Raw genomic sequence first — 13247 nt, forward strand, 5'->3', positions numbered from 1 at the left:
GGCACTCCGGGAACTCCTGTTCTTAAAGTGGGGCAATGCGCACTGGTGAGCCCCTGCCCGCCGTGGGGGACGTCCTCACCGCCCTCGCGACCGGCCTGTGGCACTGGAACACCGCCACCGAGCTGGTCACGGTCGACGCCGAGGCAGCTCGGCTGCTCGGGCTGCCCGCCGAACGGGCCACCCTCACCGAGGCCCAGGCACGGGCCCGTCTCCACCCGGTCGACTGGAACGAGATCATCAGCGTCGTCGGTCTCGCCGTCGCCGAGGACACGCTCGCCGAGGTCCGGATCAGGGTCATGGACGAGCGGGGCCGGGTGATCCGTACCGTGCGCAGCCGCTCCAAGCCGTCGTACGACACGGAGAAGAAGTCCTTCGAGCTGATCGGCACGCTCCAGGAGGTCACCGAACCGGTGCCCGGCACCCCCGCCGGACGCACCGCGGTCACCGGCGACTGGCGGCGCTCCCGCGAGGCCTTCCTGCTGGACGCGGGCCGGGCCCTGGCCGAGGCCCGCTCCACCGCCGAGGTGCTGCGGGTGGCCGCGGGCCTGTCCATGCCCGGCTTCAGCCCCGACGGCCTGGCCGTCTTCGGCGTCGAGGGCGACCGCCTGACGATCATCGGCCACCACGGACAGCAGCCCGGAGACGAGAGCCCCTTCTCCCACATGTCCCTGGAGACGGACTACCCGGCCGCCGAGGTCGTGCGCACCGGCCGTGCCGTCTATCTCTCCAGCCCCGAGGCCTACCGCTCCCGCTATCCGGTCACCTGGCCGCTCGCCCAGCGCTTCGACCGCCAGTCCTGGGCGTTCCTGCCGCTGACGGTGTCCGGCCGCACGATGGGCGCGTGGATGGCGGGCTTCGCCTACCCGGTCGCGTTCACACCGGACGAGCGCTCGGTCCTCACGACGGTGGCACGGATGCTGGCCCAGGCCCTGTCCCGCGCGGGCCTCGCCGAGTCGGAACGCGAGCTGACCGACGGCCTTCAGCGCTCGATGCTCCCCACCCTCGGCCCCGAGATACCGGGCATGACCGTCGCCGCCCGCTATGTCCCCACCGGCGGCGGCCTCCAGGTCGGCGGCGACTGGTACGACATGATCCCGCTGCCCAACGACAGGTTCGCCCTGGTCATCGGGGACGTCCAGGGCCATGACGTGCGAGCGGCCGGCCTCATGGGCCAGCTCCGGATCGCCCTGCGCGCCTACGCCGCCGAGGGCCACCGCCCCGACGCGGTCCTCTCCCGCGCCTCACGCTTCCTGAACGGCATGACGTACGGCGTCGACGACCCCTCCGACATGCGCTTCGCGACCTGCCTGTACGTCGAGGCCGATCCGGTGACCGGCGTCCTGGAGGTGGCGCGGGCCGGGCATCCCGACCCGGCGATCCGCATGGCCGACGGCACGGTCCTGGCCCGCCACACCGAAGGCGGCCTCCCGCTGGGCATCGACCCGGACGCCGACTACCCCACGACCCGGATCGTCCTGGAGCCCGGCGAGACGCTCATGCTCTGCACCGACGGGCTGATCGAGACCGGCGGCCACGACTTCGAGACCGGCTGGAAGCGCATCCGCACCATCCTGGAGGCCCACGACGGCGGCCTGGAGGAACTCGCCGACGCCCTGGTCCAGGCCGTCCACGGCCCCTCCTCCCACCACACCACCGGCCCCCTCGCCGACCGCCGCGAGGACGACATCGCGCTCCTGCTGCTGTGCCGGCTGGGGGAGGGCTGCGGCTGCGGGGACACGGCCCTCGCGGCGCCGACGGTCCGCCGCACGATGCTCTCGGTGGCCCAGGCGGAACCGGAACGGGTCGGCGTGGCCCGCCAGCAACTGCGCGAACTGCTGCACGACTGGCCCTCAGCCGACCAGATCGACTCGGCGGTCCTGCTGCTCTCCGAGATGCTGACCAACGTCCTGGTCCACACCGACGCGGACGCGCTGCTGCTCGCGGAGGTCCGCGGTGAGGCGGGCGACCGGCGGATGCGCGTCGAGGTCACCGACACCAGCGACGACCTCCCGCACAAGCGCCGCCCCGGCGAACTGGCCTCCTCGGGCCGCGGCCTGATGCTGATCGAGCTGCTCGCGGACCTGTGGGGCGTGGACCCCCAGGGCGAGGGCAAGAGCATCTGGTTCGAGCTCTACGAGACCTCGGGCGAGGCCTCGGAGTAGCGCGCCTGCGGCTCATGCAACTACGGGCTGGATCCGCGGCTCCACGACGGCGGCCGAATCGAACGATGCCGGATGGGACGCACTGGTTCCCGGCGGTGGACGTGTGCAAAGAGCTGGGGTACATCACCACCCGAAAGGCACTGCTGGACCACGTTCCCGAAGAACACCGAGAATTTCTCGAGAGTGTGACTGGAAGGCACACTCTCAGCATTCCCGCAGGTCGGGAGTGGCGACGAGACATGAACCTGGTGGATCTCCAGGGTCTGATCCGGTTGGTCAACGGCTGCACGAAGCCCGCTTCCCGGCACTTCAAGGCGTGGGTCTCGGAGGTCATCGCCACCATCCAGCGCGACGGCTCCCACGCCCTGAAACCGGCGGCCGTCCAGCCCGCCCCCGCCGACTGCACGGCCTACGTCATGCCGCAGCAGATCACCGATGGCCTCGTCGCGCTCGAACAGCGGAGCATCCGGACGGACGAACTACTGCGGCAGATCAACAACAGTCAGACCGCGATCGTCGAGGTGCTGCGGGACATCGCCCAGACCCTCCGACGTCCCACCGACCGAGCCCGCCCGGTCCAGGCACCGGAATTGACGCCCGAACAGCTCCTGAACAACTGGAAGACCAGGAACCTCGTGTCACCGAGGACATCCACACCGTGGCCGCCCACCTGGCCCCGGCGCTGCTGCACGGCGGGGCCGACTACAGCGTGGAGGAGATCGCCGTCTGCACAGGGCTGACACCCGACCGCGTCCGCGATTGCCTGGAGTTGCTGTCCGAGCATGGGTGCGTGCGGCAGGTGGGCCGGGCTCCTGACGGCGCACCGTTCTACGTGCTGCCGTAGCCCGTCAGCGCCCGTGCAGAACAGGCCCGAAGCCGCAATCCGATCTTGCGACTTCGGGCCTTGTCGTACCGTACTCGTCCTCGCAGCCCCTACAGGCCACCCTCGGACATCCCGTGCACGGCGGGGATCGTCCCCAGCCGTCCCTTCTGGAAGTCGTCGAAGGCCTGCTGCAGCTCCTCACGGGTGTTCATGACGAACGGACCGTAGTGTGCCATCGGTTCGCGGATCGGCCGGCCGCCCAGCAGGACGACCTCCATGTCCGGCGTGTGGGAGTCCTGCTTCTCGTCCGCGCGGACCGTCAGGGAGCCGCCGGCTCCGAAGACCGCCGTCTGGCCCAGCTGGATCGGCCGGCGCTCCGCACCCACCGAACCGCGGCCCGCCAGCACGTACGCCAGTCCGTTGAAGTCCTCACGCCACGGGAGTGTGAGTTCGGCGCCGGGTGCCACCGTCGCATGGAGCATCGTGATCGGGGTGTGGGTGATACCGGGGCCCTGGTGACCGTCCAGCTCACCGGCGATGACGCGGAGCAGCGCGCCACCGTCGGGGGTCGACAGGAGCTGCACGTTGCCACCCCGGATGTCCTGGTACCGCGGCGCCATCATCTTGTCCTTGGCCGGCAGGTTCACCCACAGCTGGAGGCCGTGGAAGAGACCGCCGGACATGACGAGCGCCTCCGGCGGAGCCTCGATGTGGAGGAGACCGGAACCGGCCGTCATCCACTGGGTGTCGCCGTTGGTGATGGTGCCGCCGCCACCGTTGGAGTCCTGGTGGTCGAAGATCCCGTCGATGATGTAGGTGACGGTCTCGAAGCCGCGGTGCGGATGCCAGGGGGTCCCCTTCGGCTCCCCTGGCGCGTAGTCCACCTCGCCCATCTGATCCATCATGATGAACGGGTCGAGGTGGCGGTAATGGATCCCGGCGAACGCCCGTCGCACCGGGAAGCCCTCGCCCTCGAAACCACTCGGCGCCGTCGTCACGCCGAGGACGGGACGGGCCACCGCGTCCGCCGTCGCGGCCACGCGAGGCAGGGTCAGCGGGTTGTCGACAGTCACTGCAGGCATGTCGGTACCTCCTTGTGGTTCGAGTTTAGTTGAGCGTTGAACTTTCTGCCACCTCTAACGGCAGAAGCCCGGAGGACATTCCCTCCAGGCTTCCGCGAGACGCCGCACCCCCTGAAGAGGTCAGGCGGCGAGCTCCGGTTCCCGATCAGCCGTCTTCTCCGCTGTCCGCCGACCGTCCCGCATCATTAGCGTCGCCAGCAGCGCCGCCGCCAGGACACCGATCGCGCTGACGGTGAAGGTCATGGACATGGAGGCGGTGAAGGCCTCGCGGGCCGCCGTCACCAGCCCCGGATCCTTCAGGGCCACCGCCGCGGCTATCGAGTGCCTCGACTGCTCCGGCGTCCCCTCGGGCATCCGGCTCGCGAAGCCACTCGACAGGAGGGAACCCAGGATCGCGATGCCCAGCGCGGTGCCGGCCTGCTGGACGGTGTCGTTCAGGGCCGATCCGACGCCCGCTTTGTCCTCGGGGATGGTACCCATCAGGGCCGCCACCGCGGCCGGCATCGCCAGACCCGCGCCGAGCCCGAGCAGCCCGAGAGCGACGGCCGGGACGGTGAAGCCGGAGTCCGCCGTGACCGTGGTCAGCAGGGCGAAGCAGGCCGCCATCACCAGCATGCCCGCGAGGATCACCCACCGGTTGCCGTGCTTCGCGGCGAGCTTCACGCCCACGCCGTTGCCCAGCAGGGCCGTGACCGCCAGGGGCAGGAAGGCCAGGCCCGCCTTGACCGGTGAGTAGCCGAGCACGAACTGGAGGTACTGGGTGAGCACCAGCAGCAGACCGCCGTTGCCTGTCTGGACCAGGGCCAGCGAGAGCGAACCGCCGCTGAAGTCGCGGTGCTTGAAGAGGACCAGCGGGACCATGGGGGACTTCGTGACGTTCTCCCAGATGACGAAGCCGGCCAGGGACACAAGGGCCACGGGCAGGGCTGCCGTCCACACTCCGTGCTGCGGAAGCTCGATGATCCACCAGACGAGGGCGGTCATCCCGGCCGCCGACAGCACGGCGCCCAGCGGGTCGGCCTTCTGCCAGGGCGCCTTCGACTCCGGCATCAGTGTCAGACCGGCGACGATCGCCAGGACCACGACCGGCACGTTCAGATAGAAGATGGACTGCCAGGAGAAGTGGTCGATCAGAACGCCGCCGAGCACCGGGCTGCCGACCAGACCGAGCATCGCCACCGAGCTCCAGGCCGCCATTGCCTTGCCGCGCTCGTCCTCGTCGAAGACGGTGATGAGGATCGAGAGCGTGGACGGCATGATCAGCGCCCCGCCGAGGCCCATCGCGACGCGCACGGCTATCACTTCGCCGGGCGTGGTGCACCAGGTCGCGGCGAGTGAGGCGGCCCCGAAGAGCAGGAGCCCGATCAGCATCACCTTCCGGCGGCCGAACCGGTCGCCCAGGCTGCCGGAGGTGAGCAGGAGGCCGGCGAAGACCAGGATGTAGGAGTCCAGGATCCATTGGGTGTCCTGGGCGCTCGCCCCGAGCTTCTCGGTCATGACCGGCACCGCCACAGTCAGCGCCATGCTGTCGACGACCAGGACCAGGCTGCTGAGGCAGAGCACGACCAGAATCCACCAGCGGCGTGGGTTGCGGGCTTTCAAGGCGTCGTCCATGACGGTTCCCCTCCGACTTCGTGAACACCGTTCCTTCGTTGCGAACACTGTACGCACAGCGGAACGATGTACGCAAACTCCGATTGATGTACGCTCGATGCGAACGACGTACGCAGCAGGTCGGGCCGCGGAAGAAGGAGTACCGATGACGACGAAGCCGAGCCCCATCCCCTCCGTCTGGGCCCGCCCCCAGCGCGAGTCCGACCAGCCGGCGCTCAGCCGTGCCGCGATCGTGCGCGAGGCGATCGTCATGCTGGACGCGGAGGGCGTCGAGGCGCTGAGCATGCGCAAGCTCGCCACCCGGCTGAACGCCGGCGCGGCCTCCCTCTACCGGCACGTGGCCACGAAGGACGAGCTGATGGAGCTGGCGGTGGACGAGGTCGCCGCGGAGATCCACGTCCCGTCGGCGGACGGTCCCGAGTGGCGCGCGGCCGTCACGGAGGCGGCCCGGTCCTTCCGTACGACGGCTCTGCGGCATCCGTGGCTGCCGCCGGTGCTCGGCCAGGCGGGCCTCGCCTATCTCGGCCCCAACCTCATGTCCTACTCGGAGCGGCTGGCGGCTCTCTTCACGGCCGCCGGATTCCCCGATCCCGGCACGGCGATCGACGCGGTGCTGTCGTATGTGATCGGCATGAGCACCACGGAGGCCGCCTGGCTCACCACGGTCGCCCGCTCCGGCGACTCCGAGTCGGGCCTGATCGCCCGCCTGCTGCCCGCGGTGCAGCAGGCCACGGCCCCTCACAGCCACCTGTCCCAGGGCTACTCAGAGACGGAGGAGGCGGCGACCACGGACCCGGCGGCGCTGAGGGACGCGAAATTCGAGGCCGCCCTGGACATCGTCCTGGACGGCCTGTCACTGCGCCTTGAAACACCGGGCTCCTGAGCCCTCGGGCACCTGAACCCGCGGAGCGCTGAGCGCGTTACCCGTACATCCTCCGCATGGCGAACTCCACCATCTGCTCCACCGCCTTCGCGTCGAAGACGATCCGGTGCTCACCCTCCATGTCGAGGACGAATCCGTACCCGGTAGGCAGCAGGTCGAGGACCTCGGCGCCGGTGATCACGAAGTACTTGGACTCCTTGCCCGCGTACCGCCGCAGCTCCTTGAGGGTGGTGAACATCGGGATCACCGGCTGCTGGGTGTTGTGCAGGGCGAGGAATCCGGGGTTGTCGCCGCGCGGGCAGTAGACCTTGGACGTGGCGAAGACCTGCTGGAAGTCCTCGGCCGACATCTGGCCGGTGGTGAAGGCGCGCACCGCGTCCGCGAGGGAGGGCGGGGACGGCTCGGGGTACAGCGGCGGCTGCTGGCCGTACCCGCCCACACCGCCGGCCATGGGCTGCTGCGGCGGGACGCCGTACTGCTGCTGGGCACCAGCGCTCTGGTCGTAGCCGTACATGGGCGTAAGAGTACCGAGGGGGTGGGCGCGGCGGGTGGCTACCGGCATCCGGAAAACCGACAGCGACCCGACAGCCGCCGGCCCTGGGCTTGTGGCGACTCCCGCTCGTAGCGTCGATCCATGCGCCGACATCACGACGACGAGGTCCATGAGGACGAGATCCACGAGCACGACAGAGGGCTCTCCTACGACCTTCCCGTGCTCGCCCGCCGCCGGATGATCCGGCTCATGGCGGGAGTGGGGGCGGGCCTGGTGCCCCTGGTGGGCTGCACCGCCGACGACACCTCCTCGCCCTCGGCGAGCGCGGCGGGTTCAGCGAGCTCCGCCGAGTGCGCCACCGTCCCCGAGGAGACCGCCGGGCCCTACCCCGGCGACGGCTCGAACGGCGTGAACGTGCTGAAGGAGAGCGGGGTCGTCCGCGGCGACATCACCAGGAGTTTCGGCGACTCCGCGGGCGGCACCGCCGAGGGAGTCCCCCTGACCTTCACGCTCACGGTCGTGGACGCCGCCTCCGGCTGCGGGACCCCGAAGCGGGGCGCGGCCGTCTATGTGTGGCACTGCGACCGCGAGGGCGGCTATTCGCTGTACACCGAGGGCGTCGCCGACGAGAACTACCTGCGCGGTGTCCAGGAGACGGACGAGCGGGGACAGGTCACCTTCACCAGCGTCTTCCCGGGCTGCTACCCCGGCCGTTGGCCGCACATCCACTTCGAGGTCTACGGCAGCCTCGCGGACGCCACCACGGCCACCTCGATCACCAGCACCTCGCAGCTCGCGCTCCCGAAGGACGTCTGCGACACGGTGTACGCCACCGAGGGCTACGAGAGCAGCGTGGACAACCTCGACCGTCTCTCGCTGGAGTCGGACAGCGTCTTCAGGGACGGCCACGACCAGCAGCTCGCGGCGGTGAAGGGGAGCGTGGCGGAGGGGTACACCGCCACGCTGACCATCGCGGTGTGAACCGTCACAGATGGCCGGATCGGGGTTGCGCCTTATTACCGACGGGTAGCATCATCGTAGCTACTTGTTGGTATGTGAACTAGCGCGAGGAACGACGTGCCTCGCCGAACTCTTAACGGAGCCGTCGCCATGGGGCACTACAAGTCGAATCTGCGCGACATCGAGTTCAACCTCTTCGAAGTACTCGGGCGGGACAAGCTGTACGGCACCGGTCCGTTCGCGGAGATGGACGTCGAGACCGCCAAGAGCATCCTCGAGGAGCTGACCCGACTCTCCGAGAACGAGCTCGCGGAGTCCTTCGCGGACGCCGACCGCAACCCCCCGGTCTTCGACCCGGAGACGAACACCGCGCCGGTCCCGGCGTCCTTCAAGAAGAGCTACAAGGCCTTCATGGACTCCGAGTACTGGCGGCTCGGCCTGCCCGAGGAGATCGGCGGCACGACGGCGCCCCCGTCCCTGATCTGGTCGTACGCGGAGATGATCCTCGGCGCGAACCCGGCGGTCTGGATGTACTCGTCCGGCCCCGCCTTCGCCGGCGTCCTCTTCGACGAGGGCAACGAGGTCCAGAAGAAGATCGCTCGGATCGCGGTCGAGAAGACCTGGGGCTCCACCATGGTGCTCACCGAGCCGGACGCCGGTTCGGACGTCGGCGCCGGGCGTACCAAGGCGGTCCAGCAGGAGGACGGCTCCTGGCACATCGAGGGCGTCAAGCGTTTCATCACGTCCGGTGAGCACGACATGGAGGAGAACATCCTTCACTACGTGCTCGCGCGGCCGGAAGGTGCCGGTCCCGGTACCAAGGGGCTGTCCCTCTTCCTCGTCCCGAAGTACCTGTTCGACTTCGAGACCGGCGAGCTCGGCGAGCGCAACGGCGTGTACGCGACGAACGTCGAGCACAAGATGGGCCTCAAGGCGTCCAACACCTGCGAGATGACCTTCGGCGACCGGCACCCCGCCAAGGGCTGGCTGATCGGCGACAAGCACGACGGCATCCGCCAGATGTTCCGGATCATCGAGTTCGCGCGGATGATGGTCGGCACGAAGGCCATCTCCACGCTGTCGACGGGCTACCTCAACGCCCTCGAGTACGCCAAGGAGCGCGTCCAGGGCCCGGACCTGGCGAACTTCATGGACAAGACCGCGCCCAAGGTCACCATCACCCACCACCCCGATGTGCGCCGCGCGCTGATCACGCAGAAGGCGTACGCGGAGGGCATGCGCGCGCTCGTCCTCTACACCGCCTCGATCCAGGACGCGATCGCCGTCAAGGAGGCCGCGGGCGAGGACACCAAGACCGAGCACGCGCTGAACGACCTGCTCCTGCCGATCGTGAAGGGCTACGGCTCCGAGAAGGGTTACGAGCAGCTCGCCCAGTCGCTGCAGACCTTCGGCGGCTCCGGGTTCCTCCAGGAGTACCCGATCGAGCAGTACATCCGCGACGCCAAGATCGACACCCTGTACGAGGGCACCACCGCGATCCAGGGCCAGGACTTCTTCTTCCGGAAGATCGTCCGCAACCAGGGCGCGGCCCTCAACTCCCTCGCCGAGGACATCAAGAAGTTCCTGGCGCTGGGCACCGGCGGCGAGGACCTCGCGGGTGCCCGTGAGCACCTGGCCAAGGCGGCCGTGGAGCTGGAGGCCATCGTCGGTCTGATGCTGACCGACCTCGCGGCCACCGAGCAGGACGTCAAGAACATCTACAAGGTGGGCCTCAACACCAGCCGCCTGCTGATGGCCTCCGGTGACGTCGTGGTCGGCTATCTGCTCCTCAAGGGCGCCGCGATCGCGGCCGAGAAGCTGGAGACCGCCTCCGCCAAGGCTGTGTCTTCCAAAGATGTGGCCTTCTACACCGGCAAGATCGCGGCGGCGAAGTTCTTCGCGGCCAACGTCCTGCCCGGCGTGACGCTGGCCCGCAAGATCGCCGAGGGCGTCGAGCTGGACCTGATGGAGCTGGACGAGGCCGCGTTCTAGGACACACCTGTACAGCTGCACACGACCTCACGAGGGCCCGCTCCGCATCGCCGGGAGCGGGCTCTCGTACGTCGTTAAGGTGAACCCATGAGCGCACCCCACCGCCTCGACCGCGGCCACACCGACGACCTCATGACCTTCCTGGCGGCGAGCCCCACGCCGTACCACGCGGTGGCGAACGCCGCCGAGCGGCTGGAGAAGGCCGGCTTCCGCCAGGTCTCGGAGACGGACGCCTGGGACGCGGAGACAGCGGGGACTTCCGCCTCGGGGAGCGGCGGCAAGTACGTGCTGCGCGGCGGCGCGATCATCGCCTGGTACGTCCCCGAGGGCGCGGCGCCCCACACGCCGTACCGCATCGTCGGCGCGCACACCGACTCCCCGAACCTGCGGGTCAAGCCGCTGCCGGACATCGGGGCGCACGGCTGGCGGCAGGTCGCCGTGGAGATCTACGGCGGGCCGCTGATGAACTCGTGGCTCGACCGTGACCTGGGGCTGGCCGGCCGGCTGACCCTGCGGGACGGTTCGACGCGGCTGGTGAACGTGGACCGGCCGCTGCTCAGGGTGCCGCAGCTGGCGATCCACCTGGACCGCGCGGTGTCGGCTGAGGGGCTCAAGCTCGACAAGCAGCGGCATCTGCAGCCCATCTGGGGTCTCGGCGACGACGTGCGCGAGGGTGACCTGATCGCCTTCCTGGAGGAGGAGCTGGGGCTCGGCGCGGGCGAGGTGACCGGCTGGGACCTGATGACGCACTCCGTGGAGGCGCCCGCCTACCTGGGCCGGGACAAGGAGTTGGTGGCGGGCCCGCGCATGGACAACCTGCTGTCCGTGCACGCCGGGGTGGCCGCCCTGACCGCGGTGGCCGGCGGCTCGAAGCTGCCGTACATCCCCGTCCTCGCCGCCTTCGACCACGAGGAGAACGGTTCGCAGTCGGACACGGGCGCCGACGGGCCGCTGCTCGGCGGGGTCCTGGAGCGCTCGGTGTTCGCGCGCGGCGGGTCGTACGAGGACCGGGCGCGGGCCTTCGCGGGGACGGTCTGTCTGTCCTCCGACACCGGGCACGCCGTGCACCCGAACTACGCGGAGCGGCACGACCCGACGCACCACCCGCGCGTCAACGGTGGCCCGATCCTCAAGGTCAACGTCAACAACCGCTACGCCACGGACGGTTCGGGCCGGGCCGTGTGGGCCGCCGCCTGCGAGAAGGCCGGTGTGCCCTTCCAGTCCTTCGTCTCCAACAACTCCATGCCCTGCGGCACGACCATCGGCCCGATCACCGCGGCCCGGCACGGCATCAAGACGGTCGACATCGGTGTGGCGATCCTGTCGATGCACAGCGTCCGGGAGTTGTGCGGCGCGGACGACCCGCATCTGCTCGCCAACGCGCTGGTCGCGTTCCTGGAGGGGTAGTTCACGCGGAGTGGGGGTACCCGCGAGTGCGGGCCGGAACGACCGGACCGGACAGGAGGCGACACTCATGGGCCTCGGCGGATGCATCATCCTCATCGCCGCGGGAGCCATCCTCACGTTCGCGACCGACTGGGACATGCAGGGGGTCAACCTCGACCTGGTCGGAGTCATCCTGATGATCGTGGGGCTGATCGGCGTCACGACGTTCAGCAGCATCGCGCGGCGGCGGCGCGTAGTGGTACCGCCCACCACGCCGACGGTCATCGAGGAAGAGCGACACGGGCGCCGGGACGGATACTCCGACGGATACGGCGTTTAAGTCGGATTCATAGGACAACCTTGAGCAATCTGTGATCTGGGTTGACTTGTGCGCTTGTGTGAAAGTCGTGAAGACTCGGGATCCTTGAGAGCCCGGGGGGTCAGCAGTGCCGGGCGTGAACCACCAGCACACCCGGGGGCTCCCCGTGCTCCACCCCACGACGACGGTCGCGGCGCCCGATCCGGGATCTCCGCGCCCCCACCGGCATGCCGCTCGCCGCGCGCGCACGCCGCACCCGACGAATTCGACGGCCCGCAGCGCCTGGTGGCGCTGATACCGGCCCACAACGAGCAGGACCGCATCGCCGACGCGATCCAGGGCCTGTGGCGGCAGACCCGGCGTCCCGACCTGATCGTCGTGGTGGCCGACAACTGCACCGACGCCACCGCCGAGATCGCCGTCGCGCACGGCGCCCAGGTCTTTGTCACCCAGGGCAACACGCACAAGAAGGCCGGCGCCCTCAACCAGGCCATCGCCTGGGTGCTCCCCCATCTCGACGACCGCGACCTGCTGTTGGTGCAGGATGCCGACACGGTGCTCAGCCCGTGGTTCAGCGAGACCGCGCTCGGCACCTTCAACCGCAAGGTCGGCGCCGTAGGCGGGGTCTTCTACGGCGAGGACGGCGGCGGGATGCTCGGGCTGCTCCAGCGCATGGAGTTCCACCGCTACGCCTGGGAACTGGAGCGCACCGGCGGCAAGGCCCAGGTGCTCACCGGCACCGGCACCATGTTCCGCGCCCGCGTCCTGCGCGAGGTGCGCGCGGCCCGCCGCGACGGAGTGATCGGCGGCGGCCACGCCTACTACAGTCTCGCCTCGCTCACCGAGGACGACGAGATGACCAAGGCGGTCAAGACCCTCGGCTACCGGACCATGTCCCCGGCCGGCTGCGCGGTCACCACCGAGGTCATGCCCACTCTGGGCAAGCTGTGGCACCAACGGCTGCGGTGGCAGCGCGGGGCGCTGGAGAACCTGCGCGACTACGGCTGGACCCGTGTCACCACCCGCTACTTCATCCAGCAGTTCCTCATGGGGTTCGGCGCCCTGTCCTTCCTGGTCTATCTGACCTACATGGTCACGTACACCACGCTGTACGGCTGGCCCGGCTTCTCGCCCTTCTGGACCGCGATCGGGCTCCTCTTCGTGGTCGAGAAGACGGTCTCCGTGCGCCGGGCCGGGCCGCGTGCCGTGCTGGTGGCGGCGCTGATGATCCCCGAGATGCTCTACGACCTTTTCCAGCACGCCGTCTACTTCTCCTCGCTGTGGGGCCTGTTGCGCCGCAGCGAGGAGAAGTGGGTGGCCACGTGACCCTCAAGTCCCTCAAAGGAGAAACATCATGTACGGAAGAGTGATCGGCGCGGGAACGACCGGGGCCGGTGGCGCCACGCTCGCGGCGACCGGGCTGTGGCTGAACAGCATGGCGATGCTGGTGACCGCCACGACGTTGGTGGCGGCCGGGGTCGCGCTGTACAAGCTGGTTCCGCGGAGGCGGCGACCGCAGCACTCCTGAAGGCA

General features: G+C 69.3%; 12 protein-coding genes. 9 read left to right on the forward strand and 3 right to left on the reverse strand.

Going from position 1 to position 13247, the window contains the following annotated elements; genetic code table 11:
• Nucleotides 1-35: 35 nt before the first annotated feature.
• Both M2157_RS23565 and M2157_RS23570 read left to right on the forward strand, forming a co-directional pair.
• On the forward strand, nt 36-2162 hold the full coding sequence (locus M2157_RS23565) for a SpoIIE family protein phosphatase (protein WP_280866148.1): 2127 nt from the start codon (nt 36-38) through the stop codon (nt 2160-2162).
• Between the two features lie 65 nt (nt 2163-2227).
• The gene (locus tag M2157_RS23570; protein ID WP_280866149.1) at nt 2228-2902 is read left to right on the forward strand and encodes a Bro-N domain-containing protein; all 675 of its coding nucleotides are present in this window, start codon (nt 2228-2230) and stop codon (nt 2900-2902) included.
• A 193-nt stretch (nt 2903-3095) separates the two neighbouring features.
• Here M2157_RS23570 and M2157_RS23575 read toward each other — a convergent pair whose 3' ends face one another.
• On the reverse strand, nt 3096-4067 hold the full coding sequence (locus M2157_RS23575) for a pirin family protein (protein WP_280863618.1): 972 nt from the start codon (nt 4065-4067) through the stop codon (nt 3096-3098).
• Nucleotides 4068-4187: 120 nt separating this feature from the next.
• Nucleotides 4188-5681 carry an MFS transporter gene (locus tag M2157_RS23580; RefSeq protein ID WP_280866150.1) on the reverse strand — a complete coding sequence of 498 codons (1494 nt, stop codon included), beginning with the start codon at nt 5679-5681 and terminating at the stop codon, nt 4188-4190.
• Between the two features lie 145 nt (nt 5682-5826).
• Here M2157_RS23580 and M2157_RS23585 point away from each other — a divergent pair, with 145 nt between their 5' ends.
• Nucleotides 5827-6564 carry a TetR/AcrR family transcriptional regulator C-terminal domain-containing protein gene (locus tag M2157_RS23585; RefSeq protein WP_280866151.1) on the forward strand — a complete coding sequence of 246 codons (738 nt, stop codon included), beginning with the start codon at nt 5827-5829 and terminating at the stop codon, nt 6562-6564.
• Nucleotides 6565-6601: 37 nt separating this feature from the next.
• Here the strand turns inward: M2157_RS23585 and M2157_RS23590 are convergent, their stop codons facing one another.
• Complete coding sequence (locus M2157_RS23590) at nt 6602-7078, reverse strand: SseB family protein (RefSeq protein WP_057608985.1); 477 nt, start codon at nt 7076-7078, stop codon at nt 6602-6604.
• A gap of 120 nt (nt 7079-7198) precedes the next feature.
• Between M2157_RS23590 and M2157_RS23595 the strand changes: the two genes are divergently transcribed.
• The 6 genes from M2157_RS23595 to M2157_RS23620 all read left to right on the forward strand — a co-directional run bounded on the left by M2157_RS23595 (nt 7199) and on the right by M2157_RS23620 (nt 13242).
• Entirely contained in the window at nt 7199-8038 is an 840-nt protein-coding gene (locus M2157_RS23595; protein WP_280863620.1) for an intradiol ring-cleavage dioxygenase, read from the forward strand.
• 129 nt (nt 8039-8167) lie between these two features.
• Nucleotides 8168-10009 (forward strand): acyl-CoA dehydrogenase, encoded by a 1842-nt coding sequence (locus tag M2157_RS23600; RefSeq protein ID WP_280863621.1) that lies wholly within the window; start codon nt 8168-8170, stop codon nt 10007-10009.
• 87 nt (nt 10010-10096) lie between these two features.
• Nucleotides 10097-11416, forward strand: coding sequence for a M18 family aminopeptidase (locus M2157_RS23605; RefSeq protein WP_280863622.1), 1320 nt, complete (start codon nt 10097-10099; stop codon nt 11414-11416).
• Between the two features lie 67 nt (nt 11417-11483).
• Complete coding sequence (locus M2157_RS23610) at nt 11484-11735, forward strand: DUF6458 family protein (protein ID WP_266516562.1); 252 nt, start codon at nt 11484-11486, stop codon at nt 11733-11735.
• Between the two features lie 264 nt (nt 11736-11999).
• A complete protein-coding gene (locus M2157_RS23615; RefSeq protein WP_280866152.1) occupies nt 12000-13040 on the forward strand; it encodes a glycosyltransferase family 2 protein in 1041 nt (346 codons plus the stop codon).
• Between the two features lie 28 nt (nt 13041-13068).
• Entirely contained in the window at nt 13069-13242 is a 174-nt protein-coding gene (locus M2157_RS23620) for a hypothetical protein (RefSeq protein WP_280863624.1), read from the forward strand.
• Nucleotides 13243-13247: the final 5 nt, after the last annotated feature.

The sequence above is a fragment of the Streptomyces sp. SAI-127 genome, from assembly GCF_029894425.1.
GTDB lineage: Bacteria > Actinomycetota > Actinomycetes > Streptomycetales > Streptomycetaceae > Streptomyces.

Coding starts and splice junctions, on each gene's coding strand:
- M2157_RS23600 (WP_280863621.1), top strand. CDS start 8,168: ATGGGGCACTACAAGTCGAATCTGCGCGACATCGAGTTCAACCTCTTC.
- M2157_RS23595 (WP_280863620.1), top strand. CDS start 7,199: ATGCGCCGACATCACGACGACGAGGTCCATGAGGACGAGATCCACGAG.
- M2157_RS23605 (WP_280863622.1), top strand. CDS start 10,097: ATGAGCGCACCCCACCGCCTCGACCGCGGCCACACCGACGACCTCATG.
- M2157_RS23585 (WP_280866151.1), top strand. CDS start 5,827: ATGACGACGAAGCCGAGCCCCATCCCCTCCGTCTGGGCCCGCCCCCAG.
- M2157_RS23580 (WP_280866150.1), bottom strand. CDS start 5,681: ATGGACGACGCCTTGAAAGCCCGCAACCCACGCCGCTGGTGGATTCTG.
- M2157_RS23570 (WP_280866149.1), top strand. CDS start 2,228: ATGCCGGATGGGACGCACTGGTTCCCGGCGGTGGACGTGTGCAAAGAG.
- M2157_RS23565 (WP_280866148.1), top strand. CDS start 36: ATGCGCACTGGTGAGCCCCTGCCCGCCGTGGGGGACGTCCTCACCGCC.
- M2157_RS23620 (WP_280863624.1), top strand. CDS start 13,069: ATGTACGGAAGAGTGATCGGCGCGGGAACGACCGGGGCCGGTGGCGCC.
- M2157_RS23610 (WP_266516562.1), top strand. CDS start 11,484: ATGGGCCTCGGCGGATGCATCATCCTCATCGCCGCGGGAGCCATCCTC.
- M2157_RS23575 (WP_280863618.1), bottom strand. CDS start 4,067: ATGCCTGCAGTGACTGTCGACAACCCGCTGACCCTGCCTCGCGTGGCC.
- M2157_RS23590 (WP_057608985.1), bottom strand. CDS start 7,078: ATGTACGGCTACGACCAGAGCGCTGGTGCCCAGCAGCAGTACGGCGTC.